This is a genomic window from Myxococcus sp. XM-1-1-1, assembly GCF_020037095.1.
Classification (GTDB): Bacteria; Myxococcota; Myxococcia; order Myxococcales; family Myxococcaceae; genus Myxococcus; species Myxococcus fulvus.
This window is the reverse complement of the sequence record NZ_JAIQDH010000005.1, coordinates 321,601-342,175: the sequence shown is the minus strand read 5'-3', so window position 1 is coordinate 342,175 and position 20,575 is coordinate 321,601. Positions and strand designations below refer to the sequence as shown.

General features: G+C 72.4%; 1 protein-coding gene (cut by a window edge). It reads right to left on the bottom strand.

Translation table 11 applies throughout. The features are described 5' to 3' along the window. On the bottom strand, positions 1 to 20,575 hold the 5' portion of the coding sequence (locus K8640_RS42860) for an IPT/TIG domain-containing protein (protein WP_370640341.1). It extends 11,504 nt beyond the left edge of the window; the window shows 20,575 of its 32,079 coding nt (coding positions 1–20,575); the start codon lies at positions 20,573 to 20,575; its stop codon lies beyond the left edge, outside the window.

Below are 20,575 nucleotides of genomic sequence, written 5' to 3'. Positions count from 1 at the left end.
CGATGGCGACCAGGTCCTTGTCCCGCGCCTGCAGCAGCGTGGTCCCCACGAGCGCGCTCGCGGCCCCGCCCACCGTCAGGCTCTCGCGCTGGGCGAGCGTGAAGGTGAAGCCCGCCACCAGGGAGCTGCCCTGGGCATTGCCGCCCGAGCCCGTCTCCACGCGCACGTCCACCGGACCGACGATTCCATCCGGCACCGTCGCCGTCAGCGTGCCCGACACGTCCACCGTCGTGGTGAGCGCCGGCACGCCGCCGAACGTCACCTTCGAGCCCGCGTAGAAGCCCTCGCCCGACAGGCGGACCTGCGCGCGGCTCATCGTCTCCGCGAAGGCCGGCTCCACCTTCGTGAGCTTGGGCACCGGCAGGTAGCGCCAGGCCCCCAGCCGCGACACGGACAGGCCATCCGGATTGATGACCTCCACCGCCGCGGCGCCCGCGACGCCCGGAGGCGCCAGGACGGTGATGACCTTGCCCCCCTGCGACACCGCGCAGGCCCCCAGGGACGTCGCGCCCGCCAGCTGCCCGCCGATGCGCACCGTGCAGCCGGACTCGAAGCCCGTGCCGTGGATCGTCAGCGTCTCACCGCCCGCCGTGAGGCCATACCCCGGGCTCACCTCACCCAGCGTCGGGCGCTCCACGGTGTTGCGCGTGGCCGTCTGGAAGCGCACCTCCGTGTCCGCGCCCAGCGCGCCGCCCTGCAGGTCCGAAAGGCCGGCTCCGACCTTGAGCACGTAGCGCGTGCCCACCGTCAGCGCGGACGCGGGGATGAACGTGGCCCTGGCGCCGCCCTCGTCCGAGCGGGCCTCCACCGTGCCCGCCACCGTCTGCGGCGACGCGGACAGCGTCTCCAGGCGAAGCTCATCCAGCGTGTCCGTGCTCGGCAGCTCCGACAGGAGCACCGCCGGGCGCGTGCCTACCGGCACCGTCTCGCCGTCCTCGGGAATGGAGCCACGCACCTCCAGGTGGTCGAGCATCACCGAGGCCAGGGTGCCGGCCAGCTCGCCGCGCCCGTCGTCGGGAGGCTGCACGGGCAGCTCCACCGCGCGACCGTTCTTGTCGAGCACCAGCGTGCTCACCATCAGGTAGCGGTCCATCATCGCCAGCGACATGGCGTCGCCCTGGACGAGCGCATGCTCCAGCGGCGTGACAGCCCCGGCGTGCGTCACCCGGAAGCGCTGCACCTTGCCGCCGCCCGACGCGACGTACGCGATGCCCGCCGCCACGCGCGTCTGCTCCGCGGAGACGCGGCCACGGCCCGTCACGTCCGCCAGCACCAGCGCCCCCAGGAGCACCGGCGCGTCCGGCGCCTTCACGTCGATGATGGACACCTGGGCCTTGGCGCCGAGCGACACGAAGGCTCGCGAGCCGTCCATCGCGATGTGGCGCGCGGCGCCGATGAGCGCGTGCTCGCCGACCTGCGCCAGGTCTCCGCGCCGCGCGTCCAGCACGAGCAGGCGCGTGCCGCCCGCGCCCTCCGTGGCGGCGAGCAGGTGGTGGCCATGCAGCGCCATCGCCGTCACGCCGCCCGGGATGGGCCGCTGCGACGTCAAACGGGGCTGCGGGTTCTCCGTGGTCCGATAGGCCCGGATGCCCGAGGCGTCCGCCGCGTAGAGCATGTCTCCCGCGACGGCCACGCCCACCGTGGCCCCCGTTCCCGGCAGCGTGTACTTCACGCTCGCCGCGGAGGGCCGCGCCACGTCCACCACCTTCACGCCCGCCGTGCCCGCGGCCACGTAGAGCGTGCTGCCCTGCTTCGCGAGCTGGTACGCCCCCGACGTCCCGCTGTCGGTGAACATCACCCGGGCCATCTGCCGGACCGCCGTCTGCTCGGAGAGGTCCGCGATGTACAGGCCGCCCTGCGACTGCGCACGCGAGCCGCCACCCTCCACCGCCGCGCCGTTGGGCCCGGTGACCTCCACCTGTCCGCCGATGGCGCCATACAGCACGCCCCGGTCCACCAGCACCTGCCGCAGCGGAGGCGTCTCCAGCCGCGCCATGGCGCCCGCGCCGTAGAGGAACGCGTCGGGCCGCACACCCTCCTTCATTTGCGTCCCGCCCGAGTGGATGGGCAGCTCCAGCCGCGCCGTGAGGTCCACCAGGCCCGCGCCGTGAGGCGGCGCCACCGCCGTGGCCTCGTTGGCCGAGCGCACGTGCACCGTGAAGGAGCGCGCGTCACCGAAGAAGACCTTCATGTCGGGCAGGAAGCCCGTGCCGCGCAGCGCCACCTCGACGCCGCCCTGCTGACCCGAGTTGTCGGGAACGGGCGCGCTCAACTGGAGCGCCTCGCGGTAGGTGAACGTCCCCAGCCGCGTCGCCGTCATGCCATCCGCGTACCCCACGCGCACCGCCGCCGGGCCGGAGTTCGTCGAGGGAGGAATGCGCACGGTGAGCGCTTCCGTCTCGGAGTCGTACACCACGTCACCCGCGCCGGTGATGGGCGTCTCGCCCACGAACACCACCAGCCCCGGGCTGCCCAGGTTCGTGCCGTCGATGCGCACCGTCGTCGTCTCGGTCTTCAGGCCGCTCGACGGGGTCAGCTGGGTGATGGAGGGCCGCGCCCGGCCCGCCTTGTCCACCTTGAAGCGGAAGTGCACGGGCGTCGCCAGCGGATACGTCAGGCCGGCCTCGGTCAGCATCGACCGCACGCCTCCCGCCGTCAGCGACACCTCGACCTCCTCCTCCGGCTCGAAGACATGGCCCGCGTCGGGCGTGAAGAACAGGGACGACGTCCTCAGCCCCGTCGCCTCCACCCTCAGCGTCCCCTGCACGATGCGCCCCGTCGGGTGGGCGTCGGAGACGGCCTCCACCACGAGCGCGCCCGGCTGCAGCGTGTTGAGCGCCACGGGCATCGTGAAGTCGATGCGGACGTCCGTGCCCACCGGCGCCATGGCCCCATCCGCGGGAGCCGAGCCCACCGCGAGCAGCTCCGAGGACGGCACCTCCACGACGCTGCGATTCTGACCGCGCGTGGCCACCCACAGCGCGCCGCCGAACCACGTCAGGCCCGAGCCCTCCGCCTCCAGCAACGTGGACTGGAGCAGCTTCGGCTGGCCCTCGTTCGTCGTCGTCACGTCGAAGACGTACAGGCGCGTGCCCACCGTGACGTAGGCCCGGCCGGCGCGCACGGTGATGCGGGCGCGCAGCATCTGCTCCAGCGTCGCGTTCGCGTCCACGGTGACACCGCCCAGCCGCGCACCCGCGCGGTCATGGATGGCCAGGCGCAGGCCGTTTCCACCCGAGGCGTTGATGTTCGACGTGAGGACGTAGAAGCGGTCAGGCCCCAGGTCCAACGCGAGCCCGTCCTCCGGGTACAGCAGGATGGCGTGGTCGAACTCGGGCTGCGGCCCCAGCAGCTCGAAGACCTGGATCTGCCCGCTGGGCACGCCGGGCTGGGTGATGCTGACGTACGCCATCGAGCCCTCGATGCGCACCCCTGTCGCCAGGCCACCGGTGTTCACCCGGCCGGTGATGTAAGGCAGCCGGCTCCTGCTCGCGTCCACCACGGTGAGCCCCGAGCCCTCGGCCAGCAGCACCAGCGAGCCGCTCACGTCCAGCCCGTTGACCGGGTTGTCCGTCCGCACGCCGCCCAGGCGGATGGGACGCTCCTCGAGCGTCACGTCGAAGATGTCCAGCCCCACCGCGTTCGCCGGCCCGCCCACGCCCACGTACAGCGTGTTCCCGGAGAGCCGCAGCTCGGAGATGCTCTTGGGCGGGTAGCCGGGCAGCCCCAGGTTCGAGCCGAACGGCAGGTCGTAGGCGAAGGTCGCCACGTTCCACGTGTGCGTCGTCTCCGGCGTGGAGCCCGGGCGCACCAGCGTCACCGTCGCGAGTCCCGGCGCGGTCGCCGCGGGCACCGTGAAGCGCACCGTGCGCAGGTCGACGATGTCGACCGCCTCCGCCTCCAGCGACTCGCCGAAGCGGACCTTCATGCCGGGCTCGAGGACGGACTTGTCGAACGTCAGGGTGGCGCGCGTGCCCCCGCCCACCGGACCGTGGTTCGGCGAGAGGGTGGCCACCGCCTGGCCCGGGTCATCGACGAAGAAGAGCGCGAAGGGCAGCTCGGACCTCGGGCCCCCCGGGTGCTTCACCGACACGTCCACGGGGCCCGCCTGCGCCGCCGCCCTGGCGGTCAGCGACATCCGCGTGCCGCTCTCCGTCACCAGACACGTGCCCGCCACCAGGGCGCAGTTCACCACGTCCGTCCCCACGCGCACCTCCTCCGTGCCCGTGAAGCCCGAGCCCGCCAGGGTGATGCGGCCGCCCGTGGTGCGCGGCAGCGAGGTGGGCGACACGGACACCAGCATCGGCACCCGGGCGTTCGCCTTGCCCGTCGTGAAGGTGGCACGGAACTCGGACAGCAGCCGTCCGGCGCGCTCGTCCGTCACGTCCTTCGTGAGCACCAGCGTGTAGTCCTCCTCGGGCTTCAGCGTGCCCTGCACGGTGGCCTTCACCGTGTAGTGCCGCTTCGCATCCACGCGCTCCACCGTGAGGTCCAGGGAGACCGGCTGGCCGTTCGCGCCGAGCGCGGGCTGCCCGTTCTCGCCCAGCAGGTACACGGAGCTGGGCGTCACGCTGGGCCCATGCACGGGCCGGTTGAGGCGCACCGCCAGCACGGGGCTGTCGGGGGTGATGATGGCGCCACGCTCCGGCGAGACGTCGGTGACGAAGGAGAACGGAATCTCCAGCTCCGTGAGCTTGTCGCCCCCCGCGAGCAGCAGCCGGTCTCCCGCCAGCGCCGTGTCCAGCGCGGACTCCGTGTTGCCGCCACTCACCAGCTCCGGCTCACGCGGGTTCGCCACGTTCACCAGCACCACGCCGCCATCCTTCGCGGACACGAAGAGCATGTCGCCCACCAGCCGCAGGCGCTGCGGCTGACCCGGCGTGTTGGAGAGCGTCTCGTCGAAGTCGATGCGCAGCGACTCCAGCTCCTCGGCGGTCGCCGGGTCGCTGATGTCGATGAAGAGCAGGCCCAGCTCCGCCGCCGCGACGATGGCCGTGTCGCCCACCACCACCACGTCGGTGAGGTTCGCGTCGTAGTCCAGCCGCTTCACCACCGAGGCGTCCGGGCGCGCCGAGTCGTAGATGACCAGGCTGCCGCGCGGGCCCGCCTCGGACGACCTCGCGTGGTACGTCGTGCGCTGACCACCACCGAGGCCGCCGCCGACGGAGTACTCGGGTGGCGGGGGCAGCGTGCCCTCCGGGTTGTTGCAGTAGTGCACGCCCTCGTGGTGCCCCGTGGCCACGAACAGCCGGCCACCGTGCACCGTCATGCCGTACGGCTCGCCGCCGGGGCTGAGGCTGCCCACGAGCAGCGGGTCCGCGGGGTAGCGCGTGTCCATCAACCGGAGGACACCGCCGTTGCCCGCCGCGGGCTCGAAGCCCTTGCAGGGCCCCGCGTCCGGCGGAGGATTCGGCACCATCTTGTTGAAGGCCACCCAGCTGCCCATGGGCGTCGGCAGCAGGCGCGTCGCGAACTCGGGGTCCGCCCAGCCTCCGAACTTCGCGCGCCCCAGCTCCGTCATGGCGCGGTCATTCGCCGTCGTCACCGCGAGGCCCGACGCGCCGTTGGCGATGAGGACCTGGCCCGGCAGCGTCGCCACGTCGAGCGAGTCCGCCGTCAGCTCCAGCTCCGGCCACGGCGTCTGCGCGGGCAGGTAGCCGAACAGGATGGCCTGCAGCAGGTCCACCCGGGCCGGGTTCGGGTTCAGCGTCTGGCCAATCGAGGCCAGGGCCTGACCGGGCATCCGCACGTCGAACGTGGCGGCCGTGAACGCGTCGAAGAAGTACCCCTCGTCGACGTGCGTCCCCTGGAACTCCTTGCGCTGACGGTTGCCCCGGATGGAGGCACCGGCGGCGGAGTACAGGTAGAGCGGCGAGTCGAGGTCCGCCACCAGGGCGCGGGTGTTGAAGTCGCTGACGGAGACCACGCCGTCCGAGGGCAGCACGGGTCCCGTCGCGTTCTCCGGACGTCCACGCTCCAGACCGTAGCCCACCTTGCGCGCCAGGCGCACGTCCTCGAACAGGTCCGTCCCCGTCTCGGAGCCCCGATTGTCCGGGAGCTGCGACGTCACGCGGACCTCGGCGAAGCCGTCCTCGCCGAACGAGCCCAGGGGCGCCGTCAGCGTCAGCTCCTCGGTGGACACCACCTGGACACCCGTGGCCTGCAACGTGCCGACATACACCTTCGGCGGTCCGAGCGCGCCATAGGCCCACGCCGGCAGGAAGCCGTCACCGCGCAGCCGCATGGGGCTGCCGCCGAACGGGTTGAGGAAGCGCGGCGTCGCGGCCGAGAGGAAGAGCGGCGCCTTGTACAGGAAGCCACCCGCCCTGCGGTCCCACAACCCCGAGCCCGACACGAGCACGCCCGCGTCGTTCACGACGCCGTTGATGACGACCACGTCCGCGAGCCCCGGCTCTCCGCCCGGGACCATGACGACGAGCCGCTCCGACGACGCGGGCCCGTCCGACGGGAGCACGGTCGCCTTCGCGCCGCCAATCAGGACGGTGGTCTCCTCCGCGAAGTTGCGGCCCAGGATCTGGACGAACGAGCCACCCCCCGTGGGCCCCACGCGAGGCACCACCTGCGAAATCTCCGGACGCGCGCCGTCGTCGGCCGCGGCATCCAGCACCACCGAGAACGGCGTCAGCAGGTGCTGGCCGTCCGGCGTGAGCAGGTCCGTGGACACGGAGAGCTGCAGCACCGCGCTCGGAGGCAGCGGCCTCTCCGGACGGAAGCGCACGAGCACCGTGCTGACGGGCTGCTCCGCGCTCCCCGCCTCCAGGTCCGCGCCGGGCGCATCCGGGCCCAGCCACTCCACGCCGTCCACCCTCAGCGACACGGCCTGCTTCGCGCTCTCCGGCGTCACCGTCGTCGAGAACGACAGCATCATCGAGGACAGGCCCAGCGGGACGACGTCGCCCGACTTCACGCTCGCGGAGACCAGCGTCAGCTCCGCCGCCTGACCGAACTCCAGCGCCCAGCCCGCGGCGCCACGGTTCCTGGCGCTCACGACGCGGCCCCCCGCCACCGCCACCCGCTCGGCGGCGCCACCGTTCGCGCCCGCGACGTGGTGCATCAGCCGAGGCGCCGCCAGGTTGCTCAGGTCCACCACCGCCACGCCCGCCGCGCCCACCGCGACATAGGCCACGTCCCCCACCACCCGCACATCCGAGGCGAAGCCCTTGAGCACGTCCGTGCCCACCGACGCGCCCCGCTGGGGGGCATCGGGGTTGGACACGTTCACCAGCACCAGGCCCTCGTTGCCCGCCGCCACGACGGCCCAGTGGTCCCGACGCAGGCGCACCCGCTGGACATCCAGCGCCAGCGAGCCCCGCTGCGACGGACGCTTGTCCACCCGCACCGTGTGCAGCTGGCCCCCGGTGAAGCGGTGCCCCGGCGTCCACGTGCCGGTCCCCACCACCGCGAGGCCCTCTTCCACGGCCAGCGCGCTGACCTCGGGGGCCAGCGGTGACTTCAGCGTGTGGAGCAGGAACGCCGCGTTCGTGATGTCGAAGCCGAGCAGACCGCCCTTGCCGGCCGCCGTCAGCAGCCGGTCTCCGCGCAGGTCCAGGCCGAAGGCCGCGCCGTCGCCGGCGGACGTGGTCCGCACCAGCTGGGGCCGCGCGGGGTTGGAGATGTCCAGCTCCAGGACCGTGGCCGCCGAGTACGAGCTCTGGCCCCGCATCGAGCCCGAGCCCAGGAACAGGCGGTCATTCCACTCGGACGCGTACGCGATGGAGAGCAGGTCCGCGCCCAGGTAGTCCCACTTCCCGATGATGCGGTCGTCCAGCCGGTCGTTGTCCTCGTCGATGAGCTCGCTGCGGCGCTCGGGAGGAATCGGCGTCCCGGCCAGGCGCCCCTTCAGGTAGAGGCCCGACAGGTCGACGATGCGCAGCCCGCCCGCGCCCACCATGTAGACGTGGTCGCCGATGGCCACCATGTCGCGAATCTCGCCCTGGAACGCCACCGAGGCGTCCGTGGGCTGGTCGAAGATGTACGCATCCTCGAGCACCGCAGGCGGAGCGCCGTCCTGGACCACCGACACGTCCACCGCCCCACGAAGCCCGTTGGGCGTGTACGCCTCCAGCCGCTTCATGCCCAGCACGCGCACTCGCAGCGCCGGCGTGGTGCCGAACAGCACCCGGACGGTGCCGCTGGTGGAGAAGCCGTTGCCCTCGAGCACCACCTTCGTGCCGCCCGACGACGGGCCGCGCCCCGGCGAAATCGAGACCAGCGACAGCGGCCGCGTGTAGATGAACGCACCCGCGCGTGTCAGCGAGGTGCCCGAGAGGTTGCGCACCTCGAGCGCCACCGCGCCGTCCACCGTGGACACGGGCGTGCGCACGGTGACTTCGTTCGCCGAGAAGGACTGGATGTCCGCGGGGAGGCCGCCGATGCGGACCTCCAGGCCCGCCTCGAAGCCACGCCCCTTCAGCGTGACGAGCGTGCCGCCCGCCACCGGGCCCTCGCGCGGCGAAATCGTGTCGACCACCACCTGCCGCGTCACGGTGTCCTTGGACGTCCGGAACTCGGTGACGAAGCGCCCGGGCATGAGCGAGCCGTCCGCGTCGTCGGCCTGGAGGCCGGAGATGATCAACCGATAGCGCGCATCTCCCGCGAGCGCGCTCACGGGGTCGATGACGAGCTTCTGGACGCCCTCCTCCACCGGCGTCCGGAGCTCCGTGGTGATCTCCTCACCCAGCGCGGATCCATCCAGCGCGTACAGGCGCGCGTTCACCGACGACACGTTCCGGATGGGGACGTTGAGCTCGGCGACGAGCGTCTCCAGCGTGGACACGCCCAGCTCGGAAGCGGCCGGACGCATCGCGGTCACCATGGGGAACGGCACCGCGACGACGGCGAACCCGTCATTCGGCGTGGGCAGGTTCCTCGGCGAGAAGACGCCGTTGATGCTGGCCACGACCACGCCCCGGTCGATGCCCACGTCGGCGAGCGACGTCGCCGGCCACAGGTCCACCGCATCCACGGCGAGCGGAGCGTCGATTTCGGAAGCGGCCGACAGCTGGAGCACGCCCGCGCCGGCGTTCACGCCCAGGTGCGGCCCCAGCGCGGACTGGAAGAAGCGCGTGCCCACCAGGGACGGGATGGACGCCACCTTGCGCGGCAGCGTGGGCGGAGACAGCGACACCGTGGCCGCCGTCTCGAGCGAGGCGAGGCCCCGGCCCGAGTGGATGGCGAGGTCCCCCACGTCCGGCGTCTCTCCCACCACGGGGAAGCCCGGGCGCGCCAGGTCCACCGTCAGGGTGGCCGCGGCGTTCCCCAGCCGGGCCCGCAGCACCGCGTGGCGGCCGAGGATGCGCACCTGCTCGATGGAGGGCGTCTTGACGGTGCCGTTCATGACGAACGACCTCACGGCGCCCAGCAGCATGGGGCGCAGTGGCTCCACCAGCGAGAACACCGCCAGGCCGCTGTCTCCCGCGGCCACGAGCGCCAGGTCATCCACCACCGCGACATCCAGCGCCTCGCCCTCGTAGGGCAGCGCCTGCACCAGCTTGGGCTCGGTCGGCTTGCTCACGTCCACCACGAGCAGCGACGGGCCACCCTCCCCCACCATGTCCACGTGGGTCAGCTCGGCCGCGTCGGCCGCCACGTACGCGATGGTTCCGCGCACGGTGAGCGCCTTCGGCTCGTAGGGCGGCGGGAACGAGACGCCGCCCATCATCCCGGCGTTCTCCGGCACGGAGACGTCGATGACCGACAGCGCGCCTTGCGTGCTGCGCTTGAGCACGTCGATGACGTCGACGCCCTGCTGGATGGACGCCTCGGAGAGCACGTAGGCGCGGCCCCCGGAGATGACGAGCGGCCCTGGGCGGCCCTGCGGCATCCGGTCCGACGGGCGGCCGTCCGTGCCATCGATGGAGGGCTGGTACCGGCCGATGCGCTTCGTCGTCGACAGGTTCGTGTAGAGGTACGCGCTCTCGGCCACCGCGAGCTGCCCGTCCGGGTTGGCGACGAAGACGTCCGCCGGACCGTAGCCGCCCTCGGGCGTCTCCACGAGCAGGCGGCCCGGCGACAGCAACGTGACGGAGCGCGCCGGGCGCCCCCGCGCCGTCTGCGAGCCCTGCCCCCGGAAGAAGACCTCCGCGCCGTGCTGGAAGCCCGCGCCGGACAGCTCCACCAACTGCCCGCCCGCCAGCGGCCCCGAGGCCGGCGAGGCGTGGCTCACCTGGAGGATGTCCATGAAGATGAAGCCGCCCAGGAGGCTGCCCTGCAGCCCGCCGGGGTTGACCACCGTGACGCGCGCGGGGCCCTCCACCTGCTGCGGCGTGCGCGCGGTGAGGCGCGTGCCGGTCTCATCGACGGAGACCTCCGTCGCCTCCGCGTTGGAGAAGTACACGCGCGCCCCCTGCGCGAACCGCTCGCCGTGAATCGTCACGCGCGTGCCGCCATCCACCGGGCCCGCGCGCGGCACCACGCGGTCCACGCTGGGCAGCTCGCCCTCCGTCGTGCGCGTGCGGAAGCGCGAGAGGTAGCGCCGCTCCAGCGTCTGGCCAAAGGTGCTGCCCAGGTCCGCCTCCACCGCGATGGAGTGCTCCTTGCCGCGCGCCAGCTTCACGCCCTCGGGCAGCACCAGCTCGACGCGGAAGGCATCCGTCGCGCTCACGCGCACGTCGGCGGTCACCACGCGGCCGTTCAGCAGGCCCTCGCGCAGGATGACGCGCGACGCGCTCACCGTGGCCGCGTCCACCGGCTGCGAGAAGCCGACCGACAACACCGGCGCCTCGAACGACACCTGCTCCGCGCCGTCCGCCGGGGTGACGTCCGTCACCAGGAAGCGCGGCAGGGTGAACTCCGCCACGCCCTGGTGACCGAAGAGCGTCATCGGCCCGCCGGACGTCATCTCCACGTCGCCCGCCGCGGGGACGTTGGCGCGCACGGACGTCGTCGTGACGCCCTCCGCGTCCACGATGGAGGCCGTGAGCAGGCCCTTCACCGGACGGTTCGTCGGGTCGATGAGCTGCACCGTCGACACCGACACGTTGCCCAGGCCGGACACGGAGCGCTGGCCGGTGGCCAGCAGGTCCGCGCGGCCCGGCGCGTGGGAAAGCAGCGACAGCACGCGCGGCGCGGCGCGCACGTCCACCACCGCCAGCGAGGCCGAGGCCCCCTGGCAGCCCACGTGGACGCGCTCGCCCACCACCGTCACCGTCTCCGCGCCACCCGGCACCGCCGCGTACCCCAGCTCACCGAGCTTCGGGTCCAGCAGGTCGAACACCCGCAGGCCGCTCGTCCCCGCGGCCACCAGCAGCTTGTCGCCGAGCACCGCCACGTCGCGCGCAGGCGCCGGCGTGGGCAGCGTCGTCACGCGCTGGGGGTAGTCGCGGTCCGACAGGTCCACCACCACCACGCCCGCGGCGCCGTTGGCCACGAAGGCCAGCTGCCCCGCCGCCACCACGCCGCCCACCTCGGGACCGGACAGCTCGATGCTGCCCTGCTGGAGGATGTGGGCCGCGTCGTTCGTCTTGAACAGCACCAGCTCACCGTTGCGCGCCGCCGAGTCGTGGCGGACGCTGACCAGCGCCAGGCCGTCGTGGAACGCCGACGCCACCGGCGCGCCCTGCAGGGCATGTCCCACCAGGGCCGCCAGGGGGGCGTCCGTCACGCGGAAGAACTCCACGCCACGCGAGAAGGGCGCGCCCTTGGGCAGGCCCGTGGCGCCGACGATGCCCAGCCCCTCGCCGTCCACCGCCAGGGCGGACAGCCGGGTGCTCTCACCCGAGCCACCGAAGGGCTTGTAGGGCGCGCGGGAGGGCCGCATGCCGGCCTCCACCTGGACCACGGGCGTCGCCTTCGGGTTGCCCGACAGGTCGCTCGCGAGCGCATGGAGCGTGATGGCCTTGCCGGCCATCGGCGTGGGCACCAGCCACGAATAGCGGTACTGGGGCCGGTTCGCGCTGCTCGTCACCGGCACCACGGAGGCGCCGACCTGCTCGGACACCGGCTGGCCGGCGACGTTGGTGTAGGCCGCGTGGAAGGCGACCTCGTGGATGCCGGCGTTGTCCTCGGCGAAGGCGGACAGGAGCAGCGGGTCGCCTTCGGTGACGACGTCCAGGTGCGGCGGGTCCACCAGCTCCACCTCGGGAACGGTGGTGTCGGGGATGGTGCCCACCTTGCGCTCGGGCGTCTCCACCTCCTGCCCCGCCTTGTCCACCGCCACGGCCTTGATGAAGAACTCACGGCTGCCGCTGCCGATGGGCGCCACGAAGCTTCCCACGTAGGCATGGGGACGGCCGGGGATGCCCGCGGGCGTCAGCGCCGTGGCCACCTTGCGGCCGTCCACGAAGAACGACACCGCCTCGATGCCGCTGTCCACGTCGAAGGCGTTGGCCTCCAGCCGCAGCCGCGCGCCCGCGAAGACGGTGCCATCGGGCTCCGGCCGCGTCAGCTCCACCGAGGGGAGCTGGTCCGCCACCACGCTGAACGCGATGGGCTCCGACTGCGTCGCCTGTCCGGCGGTGTCCACCGCGCGAGCGGCGATCCACAGCCGCTTGCCCACGTCCGCCGGGTCCGCCACGTGGATGTGCTCGAACGGGAGCTGGAAGCGGCGCCCCACCTCGGCCAGCTGGTCTCTGGCGGGCCCCACCAGGAACGTCACGTAGGACACCGCGACGTCGTCGCCCGTCTCGGTCGCGAAGGTGCTCGGCAGCTTCGCCACCACCTTGAACGGCGGGTTTCGCAGCGACACCGACGGCGGCTTGTCGTTGATGGCGCTCACGGTGACCACGTCCGACGAGGTCCGGTTGCTCAGGTCCACGGCCCGGGCGGTGAAGCGCAGCGGCACGCTCACCCCGGCCTCCGTCACCAGGTTCTTGGGCACCAGGTAGGAGAAGCGATACGGCGGCGCGGGGACCTGGGCCAGCTGCGTCTCCGCCCCGTCGCCTACCTTCACGAAGAACGTCACGCTCGCCACGCCCACGTTGTCCTCGGCGCGCGCCTCCACATCCATCCGCAGGCCGGACACCATCGCCGAGCCGTTCGCCGGGGACACCAGCTTCACCACCGGGTCCTGCGTGTCCGCCTTCGCCTGCACCGTCACTTCACGCGCCTGGACCGTCCTGCCCGACGAGTCCCGCGCGTTGGCGCGAATCGTCAGGTGACGCCCCGCCGAGCCATGCGGCAGCGGGACGCGGAAGGAGTACGGACGGGTGGCGCTGGCGAAGCGCAGCGGCCCCTCGACCCCGCCCTCCACGGTGACCTCCACGCGCTGGACCTCGACGTCGTCCTGCGCGGCCACCAGCACGGCGAAGTCGCGGCCCTCGGTGACGATGGCGCCATGCGCCGGCTGCGCGATGGCCACCGTGGGAGGCTGGTCGCCCACCACGGAGAGCACCACCGTCTGCGAGCTCACCTCATGCCCGAAGCTGTCCACCGCGTGGCCGCGCAGGCGCAGGGTGCCCCCCGTCGACGCGGGCACCGGCACCAGGAAGCGGAACGGCGGCTGGTTCAGCGTGGCGACGGGCGCCGTCTGGTCATCCAGGTAGAGCGACACGGACGTGACGCCCACGTCGTCCTCCGCCGAGAGGATGACCGGCAGCGGGTTGTCCGCGACCACGGTGGTGCCATCCGACGGGGAGAGGATGGCCAGCGCGGGCTCGCGGTCCCTCACGATGTCGATCTGCTGGTACTCCAGCTCGCCCTGGTTGCCGGAGACGTCACGGGCGCGCGTGGCGATGAAGTACGGGACCAGGTCCAGGCCGCCCAGCTCCGAGAGCCTCGGGACGGAGTACTGGAAGGTCACCACCGGCGAGTACACGTCGAACGGCGAGCCGGGCAGCCCGTTCTCCGACGGGAAGCCTCCGGCGACGTGGATGAGCTTCAGACCCTCCGCGCTCGGGCCGGCGTAGATCTCCACCCGGTCCACGAAGGCGTTGTCGTGCGCCTGCACCTGGATGAGCACGGGCGTGTTCTCGATGACGTCGCGGCCCAGGCTGGGGCGCAGCACGTTCGCCACCGGCAGGGCCGTGTCCTCGGCGATGCGGATGCGCCGCTCGACGGAGGAGCGGTTGCCCTCCAGGTCGCGAGCCTCGACGCGCAGGAGCACGTGGCTCTCCGTGCGCGTGGGGTCCAGGCGCACGAAGCCCGGGGGCAGCGACAGCAGCCCGCGGAAGATGCGGAAGCGGGAGATGTCCTCGGGCGCCACGCGCAGGGCCGCGAGCGTGTCGCGCACGGTGACGTCGGCGGCGACGGGGTTGCCCTCCGGGTCGAAGAGCGTGGGCACCACGGTGCCGTCGCGCTCGGCGAGCTGGAGCGCGGGCTTGCCGTTGACGAAGAACTCCACGCCCGTCACCTTCGTGTCGTCCGCGGCCAGCGCGCCCAGGCGCAGCTGGATGCTGCCTTCCACCAGGTAGGCATCCGCCGCGGGCTCCAGGAAGGCGAGCTGGGGCGCGCGCGGCCTGCGGCTCTCGATGACCAGCCGCGCGCTCTTCTCCTGGTTCGCCGTGTCCTTGACGGTGAGGGTCAACACGGTGGGCTGGCCATCGGCGCCCATGGGCGGCGTGAACTTCACGCTCAGCGACCTGCTGCCCGTCACCGCCGGCGTGAAGGGCCGCGTATCCGGCAGGCCGTCTCCGTAGGTCGTGGTGACGGAGGCCACGCCCACGTCGTCCTTGACGGTGAAGTGCAGCGTCGCCTCCTTGCCCTGCAGGAGGCTGACGAAGCCGTTCTCCAGCTCCGCGCGGTGGATGGTCTCCCCCGTGGCCACCAGCCGGTCCAGCTGGAGCGTCGGCGCGGCGTCGGGGACGATCTGCACGAACACCGGATGGGACACGGCGTCGTTGCCCGCGCGGTCCGTGACGAGCGCGTCGAGCTTGACGGGCCCCAGCGTCGTGCGCTGCAAGGTGAGCTCCACGTCCTGCGAGGTCCCCACCAGGAGGGTGTCGCCCTGGGGCTCACCGTTCACCAGCAGTTGGACCTTGGCCAGGCTCGCGTTGTCCGCGGCGCGCAGGCGCACCTTGAAGGGCTGGCCCGTCACCGCCGAGGCGCCCTCCCCCAAGCCGACGAAGGCCACCGTCGGGTCCACCGTGTCGGGCACCACCTTCAGGACGCGAGCGTCCTTCGCCACCACGCCCGCCGTGTCCACCGCGACGGTGGTGAGGCGCGCGTCCGTGGCCGTCCACGCCGCCGGGATGCGGAAGCCCGCCTGGCGCGCGCTCAGCTGGCCCGCCGTGAGCGTCGCGGACAGCGGGTCCACCGTCAGGCGCTGGCCAGCGGCGGCCACGCGGACCTGGTGCGGCTGGCCGGACTGGTAGCGCAGCGCCAGCTCGGAGACCAGCACCGGGCGCGAGTCTCCACCGACGGCGTGCAGCGACACGAGGACCTGCTCCACGTCCACCGCGTTCTTCGGGAAGCCGAGGTCCACCTCGTACAGGTTGCCCGCGTCGAGCGTGAGCACGCGCGTCTGCGTCAAATCACCGGAGGGGAACAGGGCCTTGAAGGCCGCCAGCTCCGCCTGCGCCTCGGTCGACAGCTGCGTCTTCGGCCGCAGGTGGTAGGAGACGTGCGCCTGGGCACCGTGCGAGTCCGCGGCGACCTTCAGGCGGAGCTGCCCCGGGCCGTTGTCCGAGGGATGGGCCGCGTGCGGCGTGACGCGCACCGCGCCGTCCTCACCCGTCACCACGAAGGTGAACGGGGTGCCCGCCGACGTGCCGCTCCCGGGCTGGGCGCCGAAGGTGAGCGTCGCGCTCGACACCGCGTGGTTCGACAGCGAGAAGGGCACCTGCGGCGTGCCCGTGAGCAACGGGGCATCGAGCGCCAGGCCCGTGGCCGTCGCGGACTTCACCTCGGAGGTGGAGGCGACGAGCCACGCCGCGCGCAGCCCCACGTCATCCTGGAGCTCCATCGAGCCCGTGTAGCGCTGCTCCTCGATGAGGTCCCCGCTCGCGGGCGACACCCAGCGGACGACGGGCGCCGCGTCGGGCACCAGCAGGCACGAGTAGCCGGACACCGTGGTGCGGCCCAGCGTGTCCGTCGCCGTGGCCTCGAAGCTCACCGTGCGCGACGCGCCGCTCGTCAGCGTGGGCATCACGAACGGACCGCTCAAGCTCACCGAGGCCGCGGGCAGCGTCCCCGGCCGCTGCTCGAGCCCCTCGATGCCCTCGGGCTCCTCCAGGCCATCATCGAAGCTCACGGCGAGCGACTGCACCGCGCTGTCGTCGGACGCCTGCGCCTGGAGGGTGACCTCCGAACCGGACACGCACGTCTTCGCGTCGGGCACGCCTCGCAGCGAGATGCGCACCACCGGCGGCAGCTTGTCCTCGGGGGTGATGATCTCGAACTCGACCTTGGACGTGTCGGTGGGGTTGCCGGCCGGGTCATACGCGCGGGCCCAGACGACGTGCTTCTCGGGCGCGGTGTTGGACGGGTCCGTGCCAGTGCGCTGGACGGGAATCGTCCCCGAGTAGGTGCCCACGTAGCGCCGGCTGACGAGGATGTCGCCGGGGCCCTGCGGGTTGGGGGCGCGGACCTCCTCGAAGTCCTCGTGGCTTGCGCGCAGGTAGTCCTTCTGCGGCTCGGGCCGGATCTCGACACCGTCCAGCACCACGGCGACGCGCGAGACGCGCACGTCGTCGGAGACATCCACGCGCAGCCCCAGGCTGCTGCGGTTGGCGACCTGCAGGGGCTGCGTGGCCGTGCCGGGAATCGGCGACAGGAGCAGCGCGGTGGGGTGCTCCACGTCGTCGATGACGTCGAGCAGCACGTCCTCGTGGCCGAGCTGGGGCACGGGGCTCACGTCCTTGGCGACGACCCCCACCGAGCGCTCGGACGCGGGCGTCGTCGACGTGACGATGGGCGCGCGCACCACCAGCTTCTGCTGGATGGCCGTGTTGACCGGACCGATGAACGGCTCCAGCGTCACGCCGCCGGAGCGACCCGCGACGCTCGCCACGCCCTCGTCGTCGGACACGGTGAAGGTGATGGTGACGTCCTGGCCCTCCTTCACCACGGAGCTCGGCGCGGGCAGCATCAGGTTGACCACGGGCGCGGTGTTCTCCACCGCCTGGAGCACCAGCCGGCGCTCCGCGGAGCGGTCCCCGTCATCCACCACCTCCGCGCGCAGCCGCAGCGGATGGCCCGCGTACGCGGCCGGCACGTCCAGCTTCCACTTGAACACCTGGTACAGCCCCTCTTCCGTCCCGGCGTTGACGGAGCCCACCGGCGACTCGGGAGCGTCCGGGTTCTTGGGCTGGAGGGGGTCCTGGAGGAAGAGCCGGGCGTTCTTGACGTGGACGTTGTCCGTGGCGACCACGACGACGTCCACGCTCCGGTTGGGGCCCGCGAACACGCGCGTGCCCTCGGCGGGGCTCCGGAAGGCCACCATGGGCGGCTCTTCGTCCGCCTTCACGTCGAGCGTGAGGCTCACCGTCTTCGTGTTCTTCTCGTTGTTGCTGTCGGTGACCTCGGCCTCCAACCGCACGCTCCCCGCCGTCGAGGGCAGGCGCAGGTCGAAGCGGTACGGCGGCAGCGTGGCGACACCGGCGGAGTGGCGCGCGGCGCCGCGGTACTCGAAGAGCTCCACCCTGGAAACGGCGACGTCGTCCTCGGCGTGGAGGACGATGGGGACGAGCGTGTTCGCGGTGCCGACGAAGCCGGGGCTCGGACTGAGGAACTCCACGGTGGGCGGAAGGTCCCCCTGGAGGGTGACGGTGTGGCTCACCTCGTCGTGATTGTCCGAGGTGTCGTAGGCGCGCGCGGTGAGCTTGAGGCTCGTCTTGGGGACCGCGCCGTCGAAGAAGTGCTCGGTGGGGATGACGGTGTAGCTGATGAACGAGCCGGGCACGCCCGCGTTGTCGCCGGGTGAGGTGTCGGTGAAGACGGGCGTGTTGAGCTCCTCGCCCAGGAAGAGCTCCACGCGTTTGGCGCCCACGTCGTCGAAGCCGGCGATGGTGACGAGCAGCCCCTGCGAGTTGGGCACCTTCACCAGGTGCTGCGGCGTGAGGATGTTGACCTTGGGCTTGTTGAGGTCCGGGCGAATCACCACGTCCACGTGGTGGCTCTCCCGCTCGTGCCCCTGAGCGTCGCGGGCGGTCGCGATGAGGCGATAGGTGGTGGCCGTCGTCACCACGGACGTGCGCCACGTCACCCGGTAGGGCGGCACGGAGGACTGGCCCACGGGCACGCCGTTCACCTTCCACGTCACCTGCGGCGCCTCGCCGCTGTCATCCGAGGCGGCGGCGGTGAGGAGCACCTGCGTACCCCCCACGTACGAGTCCGTGAAGGTGGGCGTCTGGATGGCCACGTTGGGCGGGCCGTCCTGCACGACGACGGCCTCGAAGCCGACGCGGCGCTCGAGCCCGCCATGGTCGATGGCCTGAATCTCCACGCGAGGCCGACTGCCCGCGGAGCCCGCGGGCGGCGTCCACAGGAGCCGGAAGTTCTGCGAGCCCTGCGCGGTGCCGCCCTGCCCTCCTTCGTCCAGCCGCGTGGTGGCCACGGCGTTGCCGTTGACCAGCAGCGCCACCTTGACGCCGAAGGACAGCGCGTCGTCCCCCACGGTGCCCTCGACGGCGAGCGGCACCTTCTCCGTCACCTCCACCGTGCTGCCCAGCGGGGCGCGCCGGGTGATGAGCGGAGGCGCGTTGCCGACGATGCGCACGAGGACGGCGGAGCCCTCCGCGGTGGCGCCATGGCGGTCCACGGCGATGGCCTTGATGGAGGCGCCCGTGCCCGCGCTCCCCGGCGGCGGCACGTAGCTCACCTCCCACAGCGGGACGGCGACGATCTCCTGCGGCACCTTGTCGGGGACGGGGCGCAGCTCGATGCGGGCCGTCGAGGATGAGCCCACGGGGGCGCCGTCCACGGTGAAGCGCACGACCTGGAAGTCGAGCGGGGACAGCGTGCCGGACGTCCAGTCGCCGCTCGTCACCCGGAGGATGTGCGGGATTCCCTCGATGAGGTTCGCGCCGGAGACGGGCTGTTCGTAGACGACCTGTCGGGTGCTCGGGCCCGGGGGCGCCGTCACCTTGACCTGGAGCACAGCCGGCGTGGACTCCTGGTCACCGGAGTCCACGGCGATGGCGGACAGCTTGAAGGTCGCCCCCACGTTCGGCGGGGCCTGGATGCGCAGGGTGTACGGCGCGGTGTCGTCGATGACGGTGGGCACGCCGTTGACGAGGAAGCTGACGTGCTTGACGGCCACGTCGTCGGAGGCCACGGCGCGCAGCTCCACGCTTGCGCCGGCGGCGATGGAGGTGGGGCCGGACAGGCGCACCGAGGGGACGCCGTCCTTCGCCTCGACGCGGCGGGTGTCCGTCCACGGCTCGTTCTCCGAGGTGAGGTGGGTGGCGGTGATGGTGGCGCTGCCGGGGGCGAGCGAGGTGACCTTGCCCTCGGAGCTGACGGCGACGATGGCCGGGTGCGAGGAGCTCCAGGTGGTGCGCAGGGTGCTCGGGGTCAGGTCGATGACGCGGCCGGTGACGGGGTGGTCCAGGCGGCCCTGCAGTTGGAGCTGGAGGCTGTCCTTCACGCGCGCGAGCGTGACGGTGTCCGGGAGGATGCTCACGCCCGCGATGCGCGAGGGGTCCGTGACGATGACGGGGACCTCGCGGGTGCGCTCGGCATACGTCACCTTGATGGTGGCCTCGCCCTGCGCGAGCGCGATGACCTCACCGGACTGGGTGACGGCGACAACGGCGGGCTTGCTGGACTCGTAGAGGACGCCGCGGCGACCGCCGGAGAGGTCCGCCTGCCCGGCGACGGCGAAGTTGCCGAAGACCTTGAGGTCCTCGCGCTGGCCCACCTGCTCCAGCAGGAGCGAGCTGGGCTGGACGGTGATGTCGACGAGCGGATCGAAGGACGTGGAGCTGGTGAACTCGACGGCGGAGGTGTGGACGGTGCGGCCGAAGGGGTCCTGGAGGGCGACGTCGGCGATGACGACGCCGTCGGGGGGCAGCCTTCCGTCGGTGGTGGGGATGAAGAAGCTGATGCGGCCGGGTGTGGCGACGTGGGGACGGCCGACGAGCCGGCGCGCGGTGACGAAGGCCTGGGCCTCGGCCTCGCCGAGGTCACCGTGCACGGTGCGCAGGGCGAGCGCGGAGGCGCCCATCATGGAGAGCTCGGCGGAGGCGACCTGGCCGGTGTAGGCGACCTGCAGGACGATGCCGCCCGCGGTGGCGTCGGAGCGGACGGTGACGGGCGTGGCGGCGAAGCCGGGCGGGCTGCCCTTGGCGTTGAAGGTGGTGACGAAGGGGGTGCCCGGAACGGAGTCGGACCCGATGGGCGTGGCGGTGACCTTCAGGGCGCCGTCGTCGGGGAAGGCGACCTTGAGGGGCACGAGCACGTGGAAGGGCACGGCGCCCGCGAAGTCACGCTCGACCCGGAGGTTGGAGGTGGCGACGAAGGAGCCGTGGGAGTCCGAGGTGCCCTCGAGGGTGACGAGGACCTGGGAGACCTGTTGCTCGATGTCGAAGCCGATCTCGACACTCTGGGCGCCGGGGCGCAGAGGCGCGAGGGGATAGGCCGCCGTCACCACGGGGGGCTCCGCCCGGGCCACCAGAGCGAACCCCAGACACAGCACCGTGAGCACCGCGCGAACACCGCTCCAACCCTGACTGTTCAC